15 protein-coding genes are annotated in these 14,375 nt (G+C 72.8%); 10 read left to right on the top strand and 5 right to left on the bottom strand.

The window, feature by feature from the left end; genetic code table 11:
* Nucleotides 1–3: 3 nt before the first annotated feature.
* The 7 genes from AB0316_RS19250 (at nucleotide 4) to AB0316_RS19220 (ending at nucleotide 6,749) form a co-directional block, all read left to right on the top strand.
* On the top strand, nucleotides 4–762 hold the full coding sequence (locus AB0316_RS19250) for a flagellar biosynthetic protein FliR (protein ID WP_366274751.1): 759 nt from the start codon (nucleotides 4–6) through the stop codon (nucleotides 760–762).
* Nucleotides 762–1,916 (top strand): EscU/YscU/HrcU family type III secretion system export apparatus switch protein, encoded by a 1,155-nt coding sequence (locus tag AB0316_RS19245; protein ID WP_366274750.1) that lies wholly within the window; start codon nucleotides 762–764, stop codon nucleotides 1,914–1,916. The genes AB0316_RS19250 and AB0316_RS19245 overlap by 1 nt, the downstream gene beginning before the upstream one ends.
* A complete protein-coding gene (locus AB0316_RS19240) occupies nucleotides 1,913–3,955 on the top strand; it encodes a flagellar biosynthesis protein FlhA (protein WP_366274749.1) in 2,043 nt (680 codons plus the stop codon). Before AB0316_RS19245 ends, AB0316_RS19240 begins: the two co-directional genes overlap by 4 nt.
* Complete coding sequence (locus AB0316_RS19235) at nucleotides 3,933–4,916, top strand: hypothetical protein (RefSeq protein ID WP_366274747.1); 984 nt, start codon at nucleotides 3,933–3,935, stop codon at nucleotides 4,914–4,916. Before AB0316_RS19240 ends, AB0316_RS19235 begins: the two co-directional genes overlap by 23 nt.
* A 28-nt stretch (nucleotides 4,917–4,944) precedes the next feature.
* Nucleotides 4,945–5,220: a carbon storage regulator gene (locus AB0316_RS19230; RefSeq protein ID WP_366274746.1), complete on the top strand. Its 276-nt coding sequence runs from the start codon at nucleotides 4,945–4,947 to the stop codon at nucleotides 5,218–5,220.
* A 154-nt stretch (nucleotides 5,221–5,374) separates the two neighbouring features.
* Nucleotides 5,375–6,250, top strand: coding sequence for a sigma-70 family RNA polymerase sigma factor (locus tag AB0316_RS19225; RefSeq protein WP_366274744.1), 876 nt, complete (start codon nucleotides 5,375–5,377; stop codon nucleotides 6,248–6,250).
* Nucleotides 6,251–6,401: 151 nt separating this feature from the next.
* Nucleotides 6,402–6,749, top strand: coding sequence for a cupin domain-containing protein (locus tag AB0316_RS19220; protein ID WP_366274743.1), 348 nt, complete (start codon nucleotides 6,402–6,404; stop codon nucleotides 6,747–6,749).
* A gap of 76 nt (nucleotides 6,750–6,825) precedes the next feature.
* Here AB0316_RS19220 and AB0316_RS19215 read toward each other — a convergent pair whose 3' ends face one another.
* Nucleotides 6,826–7,272, bottom strand: coding sequence for a MarR family winged helix-turn-helix transcriptional regulator (locus AB0316_RS19215; protein WP_366274741.1), 447 nt, complete (start codon nucleotides 7,270–7,272; stop codon nucleotides 6,826–6,828).
* A gap of 104 nt (nucleotides 7,273–7,376) precedes the next feature.
* Between AB0316_RS19215 and AB0316_RS19210 the strand changes: the two genes are divergently transcribed.
* On the top strand, nucleotides 7,377–9,221 hold the full coding sequence (locus AB0316_RS19210) for an MFS transporter (protein WP_366274739.1): 1,845 nt from the start codon (nucleotides 7,377–7,379) through the stop codon (nucleotides 9,219–9,221).
* A 51-nt stretch (nucleotides 9,222–9,272) separates the two neighbouring features.
* Here AB0316_RS19210 and AB0316_RS19205 read toward each other — a convergent pair whose 3' ends face one another.
* The 4 genes from AB0316_RS19205 to AB0316_RS19190 are packed head-to-tail and all read right to left on the bottom strand — an operon-like array spanning nucleotide 9,273 to nucleotide 13,490.
* Entirely contained in the window at nucleotides 9,273–10,037 is a 765-nt protein-coding gene (locus AB0316_RS19205; RefSeq protein WP_366274737.1) for an SDR family NAD(P)-dependent oxidoreductase, read from the bottom strand.
* The gene (locus AB0316_RS19200; RefSeq protein WP_366274736.1) at nucleotides 10,034–11,407 is read right to left on the bottom strand and encodes an FAD-binding oxidoreductase; all 1,374 of its coding nucleotides are present in this window, start codon (nucleotides 11,405–11,407) and stop codon (nucleotides 10,034–10,036) included. The genes AB0316_RS19205 and AB0316_RS19200 overlap by 4 nt, the downstream gene beginning before the upstream one ends.
* A complete protein-coding gene (locus AB0316_RS19195) occupies nucleotides 11,404–12,294 on the bottom strand; it encodes a decaprenyl-phosphate phosphoribosyltransferase (protein WP_366274734.1) in 891 nt (296 codons plus the stop codon). The genes AB0316_RS19200 and AB0316_RS19195 overlap by 4 nt, the downstream gene beginning before the upstream one ends.
* Entirely contained in the window at nucleotides 12,294–13,490 is a 1,197-nt protein-coding gene (locus AB0316_RS19190; RefSeq protein WP_366274733.1) for a hypothetical protein, read from the bottom strand. Before AB0316_RS19190 ends, AB0316_RS19195 begins: the two co-directional genes overlap by 1 nt.
* A 165-nt stretch (nucleotides 13,491–13,655) precedes the next feature.
* Here AB0316_RS19190 and AB0316_RS19185 point away from each other — a divergent pair, with 165 nt between their 5' ends.
* Nucleotides 13,656–13,940: a metalloregulator ArsR/SmtB family transcription factor gene (locus AB0316_RS19185; protein ID WP_366274731.1), complete on the top strand. Its 285-nt coding sequence runs from the start codon at nucleotides 13,656–13,658 to the stop codon at nucleotides 13,938–13,940.
* The gene (locus AB0316_RS19180) at nucleotides 13,937–14,335 is read left to right on the top strand and encodes a VOC family protein (RefSeq protein ID WP_366274730.1); all 399 of its coding nucleotides are present in this window, start codon (nucleotides 13,937–13,939) and stop codon (nucleotides 14,333–14,335) included. Before AB0316_RS19185 ends, AB0316_RS19180 begins: the two co-directional genes overlap by 4 nt.
* Nucleotides 14,336–14,375 lie beyond the last annotated feature (40 nt).

Below are 14,375 nucleotides of genomic sequence, written 5' to 3'. Positions count from 1 at the left end.
GCCGTGACCATCCCCATCGACCAGGCCTGGGCCGAGGCGACGCTGCTCGCCATCGTCCGGATGACGGCGTTCCTCTTCGTCGCACCGCCCTTCTCCTACAACGCGTTTCCCGCACGCATCAAGGCGATGCTCGGGGTCGGCCTCGGTCTCGCCGTCTCCACCCGCGCCGGAGCGTCGTATGCCGGCCGCACCGACGCCGCGTTCGTCACCGGTCTCGTCGTCGAGCTCGTCACCGGCCTCGCCCTCGGCTTCCTCGTCTACCTCGTCTTCGCCGCCATCCAGTCCGCCGGGTCGCTCGTCGACCTCGCCGGCGGCTTCCAGCTCGCCCAGGCCTACGACCCGCAGAGCATGGTCAACGGCGCGCAGTTCACCCGGCTGACGCAGATGGCGGCGCTGGCGCTCCTCTTCGCCTCGGACGGCTACCAGCTCGTCATCGGCGGCCTCACCGGCACCGTGACGGCGATCCCGCTCGGGGGCGGGTTCGACCTCTCGCGCCCCGTCGAGGTGATGTCGACGGCGGTGTCCGGCATGTTCGTGGCCGCCGTCCAGGTGGCCGGCCCGCTCATGGCGGTCCTCTTCCTCGCCGACGTGGGCCTCGGGCTGCTGACGCGGGTCGCCCCGGCGCTCAACGCGTTCCAGCTCGGCTTCCCGCTCAAGATCCTCATCACCCTGGGCCTGGCCGGCGTCATGTTCCTCGCCATCCCGCGCGTCGTGTCCTCCTTGGCGCAGAACGCCGCCCGACTGCTGCTGGGGGTGGCGTGATGTCGGATGCCGGTGAACGGACCGAACAGGCCACCGACAAGCGGATGCGCGAGGTGCGCTCCAAGGGCCAGCTCTCGCGGTCGCAGGACGTCACGGCGTGGCTGGCCGTCGGGCTCGGCGCCCTGATGCTGCCCACGACGATCAGCCGTGGCGCGGACGCGAGCGCCACCCAGCTGCACGCCCTGCGCGCGGTCGCCGAGCACCCGGACCCGGCGCGTGCCGTGGCGGCCCTCGGCGACGGGCTCACCTCGATCGGGTGGACCCTGCTGCCGCTCGTCGCCGCCGTCTTCGCCGGCGTGGTCGCCGGAGCCGTGCTCCAGGGCGGGGTCCACCCCAAGCGCTTCTCGCCGTCGTTCCAGCACTTCGACCTCGTCAAGGGCATCGGCCGGATGTTCGGCAAGCAGGCGCTGTGGAGCGGGGTGAAGGCGCTCATCAAGACTGCGGTCGTCGGGCTCGTCCTGTGGATGGTCGTGCAGGACCTCGTCCCGGTGCTGCTGACGGCCGGGGGCCTCCCGGTCTCCGGCCTGCTCGCCGCCACCGGCGACGGCGTGGCCTCGCTGCTCCGCTTCGCCGTGCTGGCCGGCCTCGTCCTCGCCGCCGCGGACGTCCTCGTCGTCATGCGCCGCAACCGGAGCAAGACGCGGATGACCAAGCGCGAGGTCAAGGACGAGCACAAGACGAGCGAGGGCGACCCGCTGCTGCGCCAGCACCGGCGCTCGCGCCAGCTGTCGATGTCGCGCAACCGCATGATCGCCGCCGTCGCGGGCGCCGACGTGGTGCTGCTCAACCCCACCCACGTCGCCGTCGCCCTCGCGTACGAGCCCGGCAAGGCGGCGCCCCGGGTGGTCGCCAAGGGGGCCGGCACCATCGCGGCGCGCATCCGCGCCGAGGCGGAGGACCGCCGGGTGCCGATGGTGCGCGACGTCCCCCTCGCCCGCGCTCTGCACGCCGGCTGCGAGCTCGGCCAGGAGATCCCGGTCGAGCTCTACACGGCAGTCGCCGGCGTGCTCGCCTTCGTCATGGCGCTCAAGGCCCGCGGAGCGGCCGCCGGCGTCCACACCGTCCCCCACCGCGCGCCCGCGCGGTCGTCCCGCCCTGCCGGGCGGCCGTCGGCCGCCGGACCCACTCCCAGTCCTGGAGGAGCCACCCCGTGAACCGTGACCTCGCCCGGCTCGCCGTGCCGCTCGGCATCGTCGGCATCGTGCTCCTGCTCGTCGTGCCGATCCCGGCGGCCCTGCTCGACGTGCTCATCGTCTGCAACATCGCCCTGGCCCTCGTCATCCTGCTGACGAGCATGTTCGTCACCAAGCCGCTGGACTTCTCGGTGTTCCCGTCGCTGCTGCTCGTCGCGACGCTCTTCCGCCTCGGCCTCAACGTCGCCTCGACGCGCCTCGTGCTCGGCGACGGCTTCGCCGGCCACGTCATCGAGGCCTTCGGCAAGGTCACGGTCGGCGGCTCGCTCATCATCGGCGCCGTCGTCTTCGTCATCCTCGTCGTCATCCAGTTCGTCGTCGTCACCAAGGGCGCCGAGCGCGTCGCCGAGGTCGGCGCGCGCTTCACCCTCGACGCCATGCCCGGCAAGCAGATGGCCATCGACGCCGACCTCAACGCCGGGCTCATCACCGACGTCGTCGCCCGCGAGCGCCGGGCCCAGGTGGCCGCCGAGGCCGACTTCTACGGTGCGATGGACGGTGCCTCGAAGTTCGTCAAGGGCGACGCCATCGCCGGCATCGTCATCATCGTCGTCAACGTCGTGGGCGGCATCGCGGTCGGCATGGTGCAGCGGGGCCTGTCGATCACCGACGCCCTGAACACCTACACGCTGCTGACGGTCGGCGACGGCCTGGTGACGCAGATCCCGGCCCTGCTCATGGCCGTCTCGACCGGCATGATCGTCACCCGCTCCAACGCCGAGGCGGACCTCGGGCGCAGCGCCTCGGTCCAGCTCTCGCAGTCGCGCACGGCCCTGCTCGTCGCCGGCGGCGCGGCGATCGTCATGGCGCTGGTGCCCGGGATGCCGCCGCTGCCCTTCCTCGGGGTCGGCGCGGTCCTCGTCATCGCCTCGAGGAGGGTGCGCCCGGCCGGCGCCGCCGGCTCGTCGGAGGGGCAGGCGGCCGAGGGCGAGTCCGCCGAGCGCGACCCGAACGAGGAGATCATCGAGCGGATGCGGGTGCAGCCCCTCGAGATCCTGCTGGCCCCCGACCTCGTCGACCTCGTCGGCGGCTCCGCGGACGACCTGCTCGGCCGGGTCAAGGCGCTGCGCCACACCGTCGCCATGGACCTCGGCATCGTCATCCCGCCCGTGCGCACCCGCGACAACGTCGAGCTCCCTCCGTCGACGTACGCGATCCGCGTCGCCGGCGTGGAGACCGGCCGCGGCATCGCCCCGCCGGGCAAGCTGCTCGCGCTGGGGGAGGCACTCGACGCCCTTCCCGGCGCGTCCGTCATCGAGCCGGTCTTCGGGCTTGCCGGCAAGTGGGTGCCTGCCGAGCTGCGGCACAGCGCCGAGATGACGGGTGCGACGCTCGTCGACCGGGTCAGCGTGCTCGTCACCCACCTGTCGTCCATCGTCACGGCGCACGCCTCGCGGCTGCTGTCGCGAGAGGACGTACGCGTGCTCACCGAGGGCGTGCGCGCCGTCAGCCCCGCGACGGTGGACGAGCTGACACCCGCGCTCCTGTCGCTGGCCGAGCTGCACCGGGTGCTCCAGGGCCTGCTCGCCGAGCAGGTGCCGATCAACGACCTGACCCGCATCTACGAGGCACTGACGCTGCGCGCCAAGGTCGCCACGGACCCCGAGTCGCTCGTCGAGGCGGCGCGCGCCGCGCTCGGTCCCGCCCTCGTGGCACGGTTCGCCACCCAGGGGCACCTGCCGGTCATCACCATCGAGCCGGGCCTGGAGCAGGGACTCGTGCAGGACCTGCGGCCGGCCGAGGGCGGCACCCAGCTCGTCGTCGACCCCACCCGGCTCGACGCCGTGCTGGCCTCGCTCAGCTCGGCCGTCGCGGCCGCCGAGTCGTCCGGCAAGTCGGCGGTGCTCGTCTGCGCCCCGGTCCTGCGCCCGGCGATGCGTCGGCTGCTCCCGCCGGCCCCGCGCGGGGTGCCTGTCCTGTCGTACGCCGAGGTGACCTCGGCCGACGTCACCATCGAGACCGTCGGGGTGGTGCGCCTTGGCTCGGCAGTTCCTGCTTGAGGGGCGCTCGCTCGACGAGCTCGCTCGGGAGGCGACCCAGCTCTACGGGCCTGGCGCGCGGATCGTCCGCGCCGAGCGGGTCCTCGACGCGGGCGTCGCCGGATTCCTCGGACGACGCCACCTCGAGGTGACCGTGGAGGTCCCCGACGCGTACGCGCACGCGACCCCCGCGCCCACGCCGACGGTCCATGTGCTGGGTGACCGTGCCGGCATCCTCGCGCTGCTCGACAGTGCCGACCAGGCGGAGGACCTCGCGAACGGGCTCGACCCCGACGGGACGACCACGACCGGCAGTGTCCCCAGCCGCCCGACCCTCCCGGAGACGCCGTCGACCGAGTCCATCGGCCTGGGCGAGCTGCTCGCCCGGCTGGGGGAGCAGCGGCACGGGCGGGCCGAGGACGCGGCCGCCGCGGTGCCCGCACTCTTGCAGGCCGCCGGCGACCTCGTGCTGGTGCTCGGCCTGGCGGACTCCGCCCACGGGGTGGTCGCCACGATGGCCGCCGCCGCCCGGCAGCGAGGCGAGGCGGTGGCCGTCCACCAGGGTGGGGCCATCGGGCTCGACGACGCGTCCACCACGACGCTCGAGCGACGACGGCTCGTCACGCGCTGGGATGCGGCGGAGGCCCGGGCGCACGCGGTGGAGGCAGATGCGACGGTGCTCACGGCATACGGCCTCGGGTCCTCGTCGGCCGACCTGCCGCACCTCGAGAGCGCCAAGGCACTCGCTGCCGACCAGGTGTGGCTCGTGGTCGATGCCCGCCACAAGCCTGAGGACACGGAGACGTGGGTGCGGCGGGTGCTGGCCACCATGTCGATCGACGCGCTCGCCGTGGTCGGCGCGGGGGAGACGGCCACCCCCCAGACGGTGAACCGGCTGGGCATTCCCCTAGGCTGGCTCGACGGGCAGCCCGCGCCGAGGACGGTGCTTGCAGCAGCGCCACACACCCCGTCGGTGACATGACGACCCGCTACCCAGGGAAGGGGACACCATGCTCGTGCTGACCCGCAAACCCGGCGAGAAGATCATGATCGGCGACGGCATCGTCATCACCTTCCTCGAGAGTCGCGGCGGTGAGGGCATCCGGATCGGCATCGAGGCCCCGCGGCACCTGGAGATCAAGCGCGGCGAGATCGCCGGAGCCGTGGCCGACGCCAACCGCGAGGCGACGCAGGCGACGGCCGACGAGGTGCTGCGCGGCCTCGTGGCCCCGGCCGGTCGTGCGGCGTCGGTCCCTCAGCCGGAGGGACATACTTCCGCCGACTGAGGATCCGGCGAAAGTTTTCCTCAGGTTTTCTGCATTCCTCGGACAAAACGGACGTAAACCCACAAGATGGACACGTCTGAACCGGCCCGGGGAGGGTTGCAGCACTGCTGTGCCCGCCCGGACGTCGGTTGTTGCTTGTCGTCTGAGGGGTCCAGTGGAAAAAGCCGAGCGCAACCGTCTCGTCGTCGACAACCTCCCCCTCGTCGGCTACCTCGTCTCGGACCTGTGCGCCCGCGCCACGCACCTCTCGCGTGAGGACCTCGCCTCGGTCGGGGCGCTCGGTCTCGTGCTCGCCGCCGAGTCGTTCGACCCCTCGGCCGGAGTGCCCTTCGGCGCGTACGCGCGCCGCCGGATCACGGGAGCCCTCGTCGACGAGCTGCGTTCCCTCGACTGGGCCGGCCGCGGCACCCGCCAGCGGATCAAGGCGCTGCAGGCCATGTCGGAGACGCTCTCCGCGCGGCTCGGCCGGGCCCCGTCCCACGAGGAGATGGCCTCGGCCCTCGGCGTCACTCCCGAGCAGGTCCGTGCCGGGCTCGCCGACGCCGCGAGGACGGTCGGGCCGCTGGACGCCGCGGCCGAGGCGCTCGCAGCCGACACCGTGGCCCCGGAGGATGCGGTCCTCGAGGGCGAGCGGGTGCGCTACCTCTCGGCCGCCGTCGCCGCCCTGCCCGAGCGGATGCGCCTCGTCGTCACCGAGATCTACCTCGAAGGGAAGGCGGTCAAGGACGTCGCCGCGGCTCTGGGCCTGACCTCGTCGGCGGTCTCGCAGCAGCGCAGTGAGGCGCTGCGGCTGCTGCGCGGCGGCCTCGAGGCGCACTTCCCCGACGACGCAGCGCCCGCCTCGCGCGGTGGATCTGCCGTCCCCACCGCCCAGGCCGCCCCGCGCGCCACGACTGTCACGCCTCGTCACGCCGCGTACCTCGAGAGCCTCGGGCGAGCGACCCAGTCGCTTCGACCTGTCCCTCGAGGTGCCGGCGTGGGCGTCCTCCACCGCGCGGCCGACCCGATGTCACTCGAGGTCGCCGGCTGAGTCCGGTCCGTCGGGTCGGGAAGTCGGGGCCACCGGCCACCGGCTGCCGGACGCCCACGCGCATCGGTTCGGCCGCCTTCTCGACGATGCCGCGCGCAGTCGTGCCGCCCGTGTCGCGGGTGCATGCTCGAAGATCCGGGAGGATTGCGAGATGCATGTCGTCGCCATCGACCACCTGGACGCTCACGACGTGACCAGCTTCGGGAGCAGGGGCTTCGGCGTCATCCCGGTCGCAGCCGAGGCCCACGTCATCGTCGCCACGCTCGCCCCGGGAGGTGTCATCGCCCGTCATCCAGCGGTGGTGGACCAGGTCCTGGTCATGCTGAGCGGTGAGGCCGAGGTGTCTGGCGAGGATGCCGTCGCACACGTGCTCCGTCCGGGCTCCGCGGCTCTGTGGCGGGCCGGTGAGAGTCACGAGACGAGCAGCCGGCAGGGGATGACGGCGCTCATCGTCGAGGCCGACGGGATCGCGGCGACTCTCGCGCAAGCGGACTCCTGAGCTCGCTCGCGCCTTCGAAGCCCCGAGCCGCGCGTTCACGCCCTGATGGTCGCGACCTGGGCGCGGGCGCCCCTCGTCACTCCCGGCCGTCGGCCATCCGCAGGAGCAGCTCGCTCGCTCGCTCCAGCACCTCGCGGTCGGTCTCGTCGAGCGCCTCGAGCTGGGCGGAGATCCACGCATCGCGCCGGCCGCGGGCGTCCACCGAGAGCCGGGCACCCGCCTCGGTCGCGGCGATGAGGACGCGTCGTCCGTCGGAGGGATCACGGTCCCGCTCGGCGTAGCCGCTCGAGGTGAGGCGGTTGACCGACTGGCTCATCGACGCCGGGGTGACGCGGTAGAAGTCGCTGAGCTCGGTCAGGGTGTGCGGGCCGTACTTCTCCACCCGCGCGAGCACCTCGAGCGCGCCGTCCCCGAGGTCGCCGGGGGGCCGCTCGGAGCGCATGCGCGTGTAGAACCGGCTCACCGCGCGCTTGACGGCGAGGACGAGCTCGGCATCCGACCCCTGGCTTGAACTGGCGCCCACAAGTGCTTAGTGTACCTAAAGAAATGGTGAGCTTCACGAGAGAACGGGGCCGTCGGCGTACGCCCGGTGCAAGAGCGGGCTTCGACCGACGCCTCGTCGCACCCATGGTCCTCGGGTCGGTCCTCAACCCGGTCAACAGCTCGATCATCGCCGTCTCGCTCATCCCGATCGGGCGCGACCTCGGCGCCGCGCCCGCCCAGACGGCCTGGCTCATCTCGTCCCTCTACGTCGCCACCGCGATCGGGCAGCCGGTCGTCGGGAGACTCGTCGACGCCTTCGGCCCCCGCGTGCCCTACCTCGTCGGCACGGCCATGGTCGGGCTGGCCGGCGTGCTCGGCATGGTCGCGCCCGGCCTCGGCTGGCTCGTCGTGGCGCGCGTCATCCTGGGGATCGGGACGTGCTCGGGCTACCCGGCGTCGATGCACCTGATCCGCCGCGAGGCCGAGCGCACCGGCCGCGACTCCCCGAACGGCATCCTGACGACGCTCGCCGTGGCCAACCAGACGGTGGCCGTCATCGGCCCCACCCTCGGCGGCCTGCTCATCGGCATCGGGGGCTGGCGCGCGACCTTCGCCGTCAACATCCCGCTGTCCCTGGCCTGCCTCGTGCTCGGCTCGCTCTTCCTGCCCCGCGGGCCCGGGTCGGCGGTCGGCGCCAAGCACGATCCCGAGCGCATGGCATCCCGCGGCCGGACCGCGCGGGGGGTGATGGGAGTGCTCGGCGTCCTCGGCGTCATGCGCGGCAACCGGCCCCTCGTCCTCACCTACGTCCGGATGCTTCTGACCGCCGTCGTCAGCTACTCGGTGCTCTACGGCTTCACCCAGTGGCTCGAGGAGGGCCGCGGCCTGGAGCCGTCCCAGGCGGGCCTGCTCCTCCTGCCGATGTTCGCCACGGCGATCGTCGTGTCGACGCTGACCGGACGTCACGCAGCCGTGCGCGGCAAGCTCGTCGTGGGCGGCGTGCTGCAGGTGGTCGCCGCCGTGCTCATGCTGTTGCTCGGCGGGCAGAGCGCCATCTGGCTGCTCGTCGTCATCGTGCTGCTGCTCGGTGTGCCGCAGGGCCTGCTCAACCTCGCCAACCAGAACGCCGTCTACCACCAGGCCCACCGCGAGCGGCTCGGCGCCTCCGCCGGGCTGCTGCGCACCTTCATGTACCTCGGCGCGATCATCGCCTCGGGCGCCACCGGCCACTTCCTCGGCGCCTCCGCCGACAGCGCCGGGCTGCACGAGATCGCCGTCTTCGCCGCGCTGGCCGCCGCTCTGATGCTCGTCGTCACCCTCGTCGACCGGTCGCTCGGAGCGATCGGCCATTCCGCATCCCCGCCCGAAGCCACCACCGCCACCACCGAAGAAGACGAAGAAGAAGGAGTACGCGTGCCGCTCAGCACTCTTGACGAGGCCCCTGCCCTCGTCGTCATCGACCTGCAGAAGGGCATCCTCGCGACCCCGGCCGCCCACGACGTGAACGCCGTCGTCCAGCGCAGCGGCGAGCTCGCCGCGGCCTTCCGCGCCCGCGGCCTGCCTGTCGTCCTCGTCAACGTCACTGGTGGCGCGCCGGGCCGCACCGACGCCCAGCAGTCCGGGGCGCCGCGCCCCGCGTTCGACGACGACTTCTCCGAGCTCGTCGCGGAGCTCGACGTGCAGCCCGAGGACGAGCTCGTCACGAAGCAGACCTGGGGCGCCTTCACCGGCACCCCCCTCGAGTCGTTCCTGCGCGGTCGGGGCGTCACCCAGGTGGTGCTCACCGGCATCGCCACGAGCGCCGGCGTCGAGTCCACCGCGCGCTTCGCCCACGAGCTCGGTTTCAACGTCGTCCTCGTGGGCGACGCAATGACCGACCGCAGCGCCGCCGCGCACGACCACTCGCTGACCCACGTCTTCCCGCGCCTCGGAGAGGTGACGAGCACGGCCGACGTGCTGGCCGCGCTGCCGGAGCCGGCCCACCCGTAGCCTGCGCTCGGGCGTCGGCGTCGGCACCCGCGGCGGCGACGCGATCGCCGGTCAGATCGGAAGGCGACGGAAGACCGCCCGCGGCGTCACGACCAGGCCGGCCATGACGTACCTCATGGCCCGCGGCACCCAGACCGTCCGCGAGCCACCCGTGAGGCTGAGCGCGATCGCGTCCGCCACGTCCGACGCGTCCACGGCCAGTGGTGCCGGGCGGCGCCCGGCGGTCATCCGCGTCCTGACGAACCCGGGCCGGACCACGACGACCGAGACGCCGGTCCCGTGCAGGGCGTCGCCCAGGGCCGAGGCGAGCGAGTCCACGCCGGCCTTCGTCGAGCCGTACAGCGCTGTGGACGACCGGCCGCGGACCGCCGAGGCCGACGAGAGCACGACGACGACGCCGTGCCCCTGCTCCCGCAGGTGCTCCACCGCGGCCAGCAGTGCGGTGACCATCGAGGCGTAGTTGACGTCGACGAGGTCGGCAGCGGCCGACGGGTCCTGACGCATCGCCGCCTCGTCGGGCAGCACGCCCCAGCTCAGCAGGACGACGTCGATGTCGCCGTCTGCGTCGAACGCCGCGGCGACCACGGCCGGTGCGGACGCCCGATCCCGGGCGTCGAAGTCGAGCGCCTCGACCCTGGGTACGCCTGTGGCCGCGACCCGCTCGACAGCCGCGTCCCGCGCCGGGCCCGGTCGTCCGGCGAGGACGACGCGTTCCAACCGTCCCGTACGCGTGAGGCGGGCGAGCGTGGCCCCCGCAATGTCGCTGGTGGCGCCGAGGACGAGGACGGACTGGGGCGCCCCGAGGGAGTCGATCACAGGTGGAGCCTCCTGGAGAGGTCGGACCGGAACACGTGGTCCGGGTCGAGCTGGTCACGAAGGTGTCGCCAGTCGTCGAGACGCGGGTACATCTCGGAGAACGCAGCGGGGAGCACTCTCGAGTCCTTCGCGAGGTAGACGCGTCCTCCGGACGAGAGCACGACTGCATCGACCTCGTCGAGCACCCCTGCGGTGTCACTGCCGACGGGCAGGTCGACCGCCAGGGTCCAGCCGGGCTGCGGGAAGGACAGGGGTCCGCGGCCCTCGGCGCCGAACCGCTTGAGCACGCAGAGGAAGGTCGGCGCCCGTCGGTTCGCGAAGACGCCGATGACGCGCCGCATCGCCTCCGCGTCGCCGACGGTGCACTGGTGCTGGACCACGCCCCGTGGGCCGTAGAGGCGGTTCCAGTCCTGCACGGCGTCGAGGGGGTGGAAGAAGGTCCCGATCGGCTCGATGCTCCGCGCCAATCTCGGGGCTCTTCGGTGGTAGAGCTCGTTGAAGAGACCGACGGTCACCGGATTGAGGGGCGCCCCGGGCGCCCACCGGGGCACCGCGACCGTCGTGCCGCCCACCGGACGCCACCTGCCCTGCCGACCGTCAGGGCGTGACGCGGCGAGTGCATCGTCGCCGCCCGCGTGCTCCCCGGCGGTGACGACGCCGCGCCCCATCCGGGCCCCACGGCTGAGGCAGTCGACCCAGGCGACGCTGTAGCGGTGCGTCCGGTCCGCCTCCTCGAGCGTCTCCATGGTCTCGTCGAGCGAGGCGGTCCTCGTGGTGTCGACGACGACGTGGCCGGAGCCCACGGGCAGCAGCTGCAGGGTGACCTCGACGACGATCCCGCTGAGGCCCATGCCGCCGGGCACGGCCCAGAAGAGGTCGTCGTCCGGCGCGAGCGTGCGCACCTGTCCGCGTCCGTCGACGAGGGTCAGCGACACGACGTGGGCCGAGAGGGTGCCGTCGCGGTGGTGGTTCTTGCCGTGGACGTCCGCTGCGACGGCGCCGCCCAGCGTCACCTGGCGGGTGCCGGGCGTGACGGGGACGAACCATCCGAGTGGCAGGAGGGTGCGGATCAGCCGGTCCAGGCTGACCCCGGCGCCACACGTGATGCGTCCGGTGGACCGGTCCACCGGGCCGATCGCGTCGAGGCGGTCCAGCCGGGCGACGAGGCCGCCGGCGTTCTGCGCTGCGTCGCCGTAGCTGCGCCCGAGTCCGCGAGCGAGGACCCCCCGACGTGGTCGGCCGGCGACGAGGGTCGCGAGGTCCTCGACGGCGGCCGGTGACACCACCTCCGCCATCGTCGGTACCGTGCCACCCCAACCCGTCAGCACCTCCTGCGTCGAGGCGTGCTCCTCGACCGGTGGGCGTCTCATGTCATCGCCGCCAGCCAGAAGCAGACGGCCCACAGGGCGCCCAGCGACAGGAGCACCCGGTCGCCGGAGATCACGCCCTCCGGCTCCTGCGCGCGGCCACGGTCCACGTCCAGCGCGTAGCGCATCATCCCCACCACCAGCGGGACGACCGAGAGGGCGGCATACGTCGTCTCCACCCGCTCGCTCGCGATGCCGAACGCCCACAGGCAGTACGCCGCGACGGTCACGGCCGCCGCCATGCCGAGCACGAGGCGCAGGTAGCTCTCGGTGTAGCCGACGAGGCTGCTGCGGGTGCCCCGCTCGGGCCCTGACGTGACGAACTCGGACAGGCGCTTGCCGACCACCACGAAGAGCGACCCGAAGCCCGTGACGATGAGGAACCACGGGCTCACGGGTATGCCGGTCGCCGCCCCACCTGCGATGGCGCGCAGGAGGAAGCCGGCGGAGACCAGGACGAGCTCGATCACCGGCTCTCGTTTGAGCCGCGTCGTGTAGAGGGCGGACAGGGCGAGGTAGGCGAGGACCACCCAGCGCAGTGAGGCCGCCGGCCACGCGAGTGCCGTCGCCGCGACGGCCAGCAGGGCGGAGAGCGCCAGCGCCGAGGGAGGTGACACCCGCCCCGACGCGACGGGACGGTAGCGCTTGGTGGGGTGTCGTGCGTCTGCCGGGGCGTCGATGACGTCGTTGAGGCAGTAGCCGGCGCTCGCGGCCAGGCAGAGCGCGACGAAGGCCTGGACGGTGGCGAGCAGGACCGCGCGGTGCAGCAGTGCCCCCGCCGCCAGTGGCACGGCGGTGACGACCAGGTTCCGCGGCCAGAGCCGCGGCCGGGTCAGCTGCAGCAGCGCAACGGCCCCGGAGGGCGTGCGGGCGGCAGTCGTCGTGGCCATCAGCGCAGGGTGATGTAGAAGAAGTCGCGCTGGTCGGGGGACAGGTAGCGGTTGGTGGCGTCCGGCATCGTGGGCAGCAGGTTCTGCGCGGTCATCCCGCCACCGGGGGTGGGCAGCCAGCGGGAGAAGGCGACCATCCCGGGGTGCATGTCGAGCTCGACCGCCCGCACCGCGTGGGCGTCGACCAGGGCGTCGACGAGCACCTCGAGGGTCATGTGGTTGCCGGCGACGTAGACGAGGTTGCCCTGCGCGTCCACGCCCAGGCCGGAGCGCCAGGTGTACTGCCGCTGGTTCGCCGCCACACCCCAGGGGCCGCTGGCGTCGGCGATCCCGGGGGCCGCCGCCCCACCGTCGACCACGAGGTGGAGGTTCTGACGCACGGCTAGGACGCTCGGCGACATGGAGACGTCGCGTCCCCATGCACCGATCGCCGCCCGCCCGGTTCGGTCGATGACGACCGAACCGGCGCCTGGCTGCAGGGGTCTCGAGAAGCGGCCGTCCTCGTAGAAGCCGCCGAGGAGGTCCTTGAACCGCCAGCCGGAGTTGAAGGTCGCCACGAGCCGGGGCACGTCACCCGGTGTCACCCGAGCATTGCCCGGCCACGGCGGTCCGCCGGGCTGTGTCGTCCCCGCCACCAGGTGCGCGACGGTGTCGGCCGCTCGGATCCACGCGACGCCGGCGACGATGCTGGCGTGGGCCGGATCGGGCTGCAGGAAGGTCGTGTACATCGACGGCACGCCACGAGCGTCCACGCGGCCGGCGACCCATCGCCCCTCACCGGGGATCGGCCGCGTCCCTGTCGGGATCGTGACTGCCTCCGGAGCCGTCGAGGGGGCAGGCGGCGCCGGCGACGACGCCCCGAGTCCCGGTCCGGTCTGGGTGGCGCCCGGCCTGGGTGAGGGCGCCGTCAAGTTGGGCAGGTCGGATGCCGACGGTGGCGCGTCGGCCGGTGGGTTGCGGAACCACCAGTTCTCGACGGCATCAACGATGCCGGCACCGCCGTTGTCGCGGATCCACTCCACCGACTTGACCGTCCAGGACGCGTCGCCGGGCGTCGTCAGCGCCCTGACGTACGAGGTGCCGACCACGGCCAGCGCGAGGAGCGCCGCGACGACGGCGCTGCGTCTGACGAGGCGCCTGCGCGGGGAGCCCGGACGGCCCTCGCGGTGCGAGCGACGGACGAGTCGATGCATCATCAGGCTCACCCCTCAGCTCCGGCAGCCCTGGCCGCCATGCTGAGCAGGCCGGCTGGGAAACCGCTGGGTGTTGCCCCGCGCCTCGGGGCGGCGGCTGGCGGGTGCTGGCCGGATAGGGGACATGACCCCTTGTCATGCAAGTCCCCGCTTGCCTATCCTGTGGATGTGGCCGACGTGTACCGGGCGCTCGACGACGAGACGAGGCGCCTCATCCTCGACGAGCTCTCGGCGAGGGACGGGCAGAGCCTGTTCCAGCTGTGCACGGTCCTGACGACACGTCACGGCGTCCGCTCGACTCGTCAGGCGATCTCGCAGCATCTGGCCGTGCTCGAGGACGCCGGCCTCGTGACCAGCGAGCGCCGGGGCCGCACCAAGCTGCACTTCTTCCACCCAGGACCGCTCGAAGCCATCACCCGGCGATGGCCGACCACCCGAAGGGACGCGACATGAGGATCCAGCTGACAAGCATCTACGTCGACGACCAGCGAGCCGCCCTCGCCTTCTACACCGATGTCCTCGGCTTCACGAAGCGCCACGACGTCCCGATCGGCGAGCACTCCTGGCTGACCGTCGTGTCTCCGGACGTGCCCGACGGGCCGCAGCTGCTCCTCGAGCCGGCTGAGCACCCGGCGGTGGGGCCCTACCGCGACGCGCTCGTCGAGGACGGGATCCCGTTGGCGCAGTTCGCCGTCGACGACGTCGAGGCGGACTTCGAGCGGCTCTCGGGCCGGGGCGTCACCTTCACCCAGCCACCGACCGACGTCGGATCAGCGGTGGTCGCCGTCTTCGACGACACGTGCGGCAACCTCATCCAGCTCATCGCCCAGAAGGCGGTCCCTGCCTGAGGCGGACCGGCCGGGCGGAGACCCGCCGCCGGCCCCGGCG

This window comes from Terrabacter sp. NPDC080008, from assembly GCF_040702505.1.
Classification (GTDB): Bacteria; Actinomycetota; Actinomycetes; order Actinomycetales; family Dermatophilaceae; genus Terrabacter.
This window is presented reverse-complemented; position numbering and strand designations above follow the sequence as displayed.

Bases quoted from the DNA above. Each gene is read 5' to 3' on its own strand.
- AB0316_RS19245 (WP_366274750.1), top strand. From the start codon at position 762: ATGTCGGATGCCGGTGAACGGACCGAACAGGCCACCGACAAGCGGATG.
- AB0316_RS19230 (WP_366274746.1), top strand. From the start codon at position 4,945: ATGCTCGTGCTGACCCGCAAACCCGGCGAGAAGATCATGATCGGCGAC.
- AB0316_RS19220 (WP_366274743.1), top strand. From the start codon at position 6,402: ATGCATGTCGTCGCCATCGACCACCTGGACGCTCACGACGTGACCAGC.
- AB0316_RS19210 (WP_366274739.1), top strand. From the start codon at position 7,377: ATGGTCCTCGGGTCGGTCCTCAACCCGGTCAACAGCTCGATCATCGCC.
- AB0316_RS19200 (WP_366274736.1), bottom strand. From the start codon at position 11,407: ATGAGACGCCCACCGGTCGAGGAGCACGCCTCGACGCAGGAGGTGCTG.
- AB0316_RS19195 (WP_366274734.1), bottom strand. From the start codon at position 12,294: ATGGCCACGACGACTGCCGCCCGCACGCCCTCCGGGGCCGTTGCGCTG.
- AB0316_RS19190 (WP_366274733.1), bottom strand. From the start codon at position 13,490: ATGATGCATCGACTCGTCCGTCGCTCGCACCGCGAGGGCCGTCCGGGC.
- AB0316_RS19180 (WP_366274730.1), top strand. From the start codon at position 13,937: ATGAGGATCCAGCTGACAAGCATCTACGTCGACGACCAGCGAGCCGCC.